Source organism: Microbacterium sp., from assembly GCF_047972865.1.
Lineage (GTDB): Bacteria > Actinomycetota > Actinomycetes > Actinomycetales > Microbacteriaceae > Microbacterium.
Genome location: NZ_JBKEAY010000014.1, coordinates 1 through 3,909, shown reverse-complemented (window position 1 = coordinate 3,909; position 3,909 = coordinate 1). Strand labels below are relative to the sequence as shown.

5 protein-coding genes are annotated in these 3,909 nt (G+C 67.1%); all 5 read left to right on the top strand.

Features of this window, described 5'->3' with window-relative positions:
* On the top strand, positions 1 to 255 hold a 255-nt coding region (locus tag ACK5KK_RS00710), incomplete at its 5' end, for an FAD-linked oxidase C-terminal domain-containing protein (protein ID WP_416888172.1).
* A gap of 153 nt (positions 256 to 408) precedes the next feature.
* Positions 409 to 1,524 (top strand): helix-turn-helix domain-containing protein, encoded by a 1,116-nt coding sequence (locus ACK5KK_RS00705; RefSeq protein ID WP_416888171.1) that lies wholly within the window; start codon positions 409 to 411, stop codon positions 1,522 to 1,524.
* Entirely contained in the window at positions 1,521 to 1,712 is a 192-nt protein-coding gene (locus ACK5KK_RS00700; protein WP_416888170.1) for a hypothetical protein, read from the top strand. Before ACK5KK_RS00705 ends, ACK5KK_RS00700 begins: the two co-directional genes overlap by 4 nt.
* 150 nt (positions 1,713 to 1,862) lie before the next feature.
* A complete protein-coding gene (locus ACK5KK_RS00695) occupies positions 1,863 to 2,060 on the top strand; it encodes a hypothetical protein (RefSeq protein WP_416888169.1) in 198 nt (65 codons plus the stop codon).
* Between the two features lie 102 nt (positions 2,061 to 2,162).
* A complete protein-coding gene (locus tag ACK5KK_RS00690) occupies positions 2,163 to 3,608 on the top strand; it encodes an IS1182 family transposase (RefSeq protein ID WP_416888173.1) in 1,446 nt (481 codons plus the stop codon).
* Positions 3,609 to 3,909 lie beyond the last annotated feature (301 nt).

The window sequence follows — 3,909 nt, the reverse complement described above, 5'->3', positions numbered from 1 at the left end:
GGCGACGGCAACCTGCACCCCACCGTCGAGGCCGAGGACTCCCCCGCCGGCTACGCGGCGGCGAAGGAGGCGGTGTACGACATCACCCGCCTCGCGCTGTCGCTGGGCGGCACCGTCACCGGCGAGCACGGTGTCGGCTCGGTCAAGTACACCGAGATGACCTGGCAGCTCGACGATGTCGCTCTGAGCACGCAGCGCACGATCAAGGCGGCCCTCGACCCCCACGGCATCCTCACCCCCGGCCGCGCGGTGTGAGGTGCGGCCCACGACGATCCCGCGTGGGGTTGGCGGGGGAGTCACTTGAACGCGTGGTGTTGGCGCGGGCCGCGTGCCCGACGCCCAGAGCGCCTGGTGTGCCGCAGCACACACTGCTGACACATCTCCGTCGGGTGTGCGAGAATCGCACACATGACGGAGATGACATCGGCTGATCTCGGCGCGCGTATCCGCGAAGCCAGGGAACGCCGGGGGCTGAACCAGGCAGGTCTCGGCGAGCGGCTGCAACTGGACCGCACGATGGTGAACAAAATAGAGAACGGCACCCGGAAGGTCTCAGCCCTGGAGCTCTCGCAGATCGCCGCCGCACTCCGCGTCCAGATGGTGTCGTTCTTCTCGACGCCCGCACCCGCGATCGTTTCGCACCGGTCGTCACAGGGGCTCGAGGTCATCGACTCACAGATCGACGCGTTGCTGGATCAGCTTGTCGCCGACGTCGAACTCATACAGGACCTCGGCGCGCTGGAGCACCGAGAAGTCCACGGGGATCACCCCGATGTGCCGCTGACTCCGGCGGATGCCGAGCGCATGGCTGGGCGAGCGCGAGCGTCGGCCGGACTCGAAGCGGACGCGCCCGCGAAGGATCTACAGCGCCTGTTCGCCGATGTGGGATTGCTGGTCTTCACCCGCGACCTCGGCACCGATACCGCAGATGCCGGTACGGTCCTCTTACGGGACGCGACCGGCGTCTCAATCATCAACAGCGCGCAAAAGGTTGGACGGCGTCGGCTCGCCGCGGTGCACGAGTTCGGGCACTTCCTCGTCTGCGACGACTACTCGGTCGACTGGGGTGTGACCGCCGGGGGACAACAAACCGAAGGGTTGCTTGATCACTTTGCCCGCTCTTTCCTGCTCCCCGAGCGGGGATTGCGAGAGCTCTGGAGGCGGATGATGGTTGACGGTCTGCGTGCCGCGGCGATCGTCACGGCCAGCACGTTCCAGGTCGATATGGCCACGCTCGCTCGCCGGCTCAGCGATCTCGAGATGGTGACCGGGGCGCAAGCGGGTCAGATCCGTCAGTTCCGGACGTCCAGCGCTGACATGATCGAACACGATCTTTACCCGCACGATGACATGGCGGGGACGACCCAGCCTCGGGTGTTCCAGCAGGCGGTGCTGCGGTTGGTGCGAGATGAGCTGATCTCCGGGGCGCGTGCACTCGAGTTGCTATGGGGCACGATCGACGAGTCAGATTTGCCGGCGCCACACGTTGTCGCGGACGCCGACATCTGGCAGTTCGTTTCGTGACGGACCTTCCGCCGGGGCTTGTGTTCGACACCGGTCCTTTGCGGCACTTCGCGCTGCAGGGATGGCTCGGCGTACTCAAGTACCTCAGCCGTGACCATCAGGTGATTATCCCCGAGAGCGTCGAGGTCGAACTCAGGGAACAGTGCCGTACGGACTCCGCACTCAGGCTGGTGCTCGAAGCCGACTAGATCACGGTCGACCGCAGCACCGACCTGGCCTACCTCCAGGCGTTCGCCATCTTCGAGCGTGTGCTTGGCGCGAATGGTAGAAACAGGGGCGAGTGCGGCGTCTTGGCGCTGGGGTCGACTCGTGGCCATCAGCTCATCATCGACGACAGGGTGGCAAGAAATCACGCCCGGCGCGCGGGGCTGAAATGCCGCGGCACGCTCGCGCTGCTCTGCGACGCGATCCGCGAGAAGAAGCTCACCGTGACGATGGTGTCGGGCCTGGCCGATGACCTCTTGGCCGGCGCGTACCGGCTGCCGTTCGCAAGCGGTAGGTTCGCGCAGTGGGCCGATGAGAACGGACTCATCTAGGTGCGTGGGTCGGAACCTTCGGGTTAGCGCGCCGGGGTGAATCCGGTGGGCGGCGCGGGGTGCTGGGAGAATGGGTTCATGACGGCAGGCGGTGGCGAGGGCTTGTTCGAGGTCGATCCGGTTGCGTCGGGCGCGGCGCCTGGGCCGGTGGCTCCGGCTGGGGCGGCGAAGACGTTCCGGGGGTATGACCAGCAGCAGTCGTTCCTGCTCCCGCCGAGTCTGGATGACTGGCTGGCTGAGGATGACGAGGCCCGGTTCATTTCCGAGATCGTTGACGATGTGCTGGATCTGACCGCGGTGTATGCCTCGTATGAGTCGGCGTCGGGCGCGCCGCCGTATGACCCGCGGATGATGTTGAAGCTGCTGTTGTTCGCGTATGCGACTGGGGTGACCTCGTCTCGTGAGGTGCAGCGGCGGTGCCTGCGGGATATCGGCTTCCGGTGGTTGTCGGGTAACCAGGCACCGGATTATCGGTCGCTGGCGAGGTTCCGGCGTCGTCATCTTGAGGTGCTGCCGGGCCTGTTCGCGCAGGTGCTCGCGGTGTGCGCGCAGGCGGGGCTGGTCAGCTTGGGGCGGGTGGCACTGGATGGGACGAAGCTTTCCGCGAACGCGTCGAAGCACAAGGCGATGAGCTATGACCGGATCGTCCCGAAGATCGATCAGCTCCAAGCTGAGGTGGGCGCGCTGCTGGCCGAGGCGGAGCAGGTCGACCGGGCCGAGGATGAGCGGCACGGTGAGGACCGTCGCGGGGATGAGATCCCGCAGGAGCTCGCGCGTCGCCAGGGCCGGCTGGCGAAGCTGCGGGCAGCGAAAGAGCAGATCGAGCAGGACGCCGCCGAGAAGGCCGCCGCCGCGGCGCAGGAGATAGCCCGGAGCAAGGGCGAGGCCGCCGAAGATGCCGAGCGGGCTGCGGGCGAGGCCGCCGCGAATGCGGAGCCGAAGCCGAAGACGCAACGGAACTTCACCGATCCGCAGGCGCGGATCATGAAGACGAACCACGGATTCGAGTACGCGTTCAACGCGCAAGCCACCGTCGATGAGGACCATCAGATCGTGCTGGCGACCTCGGTTACCCAGCAGGCCACGGACGTGCAGCAGTTCGAGCCGATGATGACCCAGACCGCGGGCAGTCTCGCCGCGGCGGGCATCGGCCAGACCCCGGAGGTCGTGCTCGTGGACGCGGGGTACTGCTCGGAGACCAACCTGGCCGCAGCTTCGGCGATGCCGTCAACGGTGCTGATCGCGACCGGCAGGCAAAGACACGACGAGACCTTCCCCGTGGACGTCGCCGATGGCCTGCTCCCGCCAGGCGCAAGCCGCCGGGAGCAGATGGCGCACGCGCTGCGCACCAAGCAGGGCCGCGCCGACTACGCGCGCCGTAAAGCGATCGTGGAGCCGGTGTTCGGGCAGATGAAGACCCGCCAGAACGCTGGACGGCTCCGGCTGCGCGGACTGTCCGGCGCGCAGGGCGAATGGCTGCTCCACGCGCTCTGCCACAACCTCCGCAAGCTCCGAACCGCCACCGTCGCAGGGATCGCGCCCGCGTGATACCCCCGGCGGGGCCGCTTCTGGCCAGCCCGGGACTCCCGTGACCGCACTCACGGTGCTCCCGGCCCGTGGGACGCTGCCAACACGACCTCAGCCACCCAACGCTCGAACCGACGGGATGCTCAGCCCGGAACACTCTCCACAGCGCCAGTCACCGAGTTCCGACCCACGCACCTAGGCGCAATACGGTTGAATTAGGGGACGATTTGGACGGCTGTGATGCCGGCGGCGGTGGGTTGGGGCCAGTTGCGGTGGCGGGCGCGTTTGACGTGCCATCGGGTGTATTTGCGTTTGACGACGC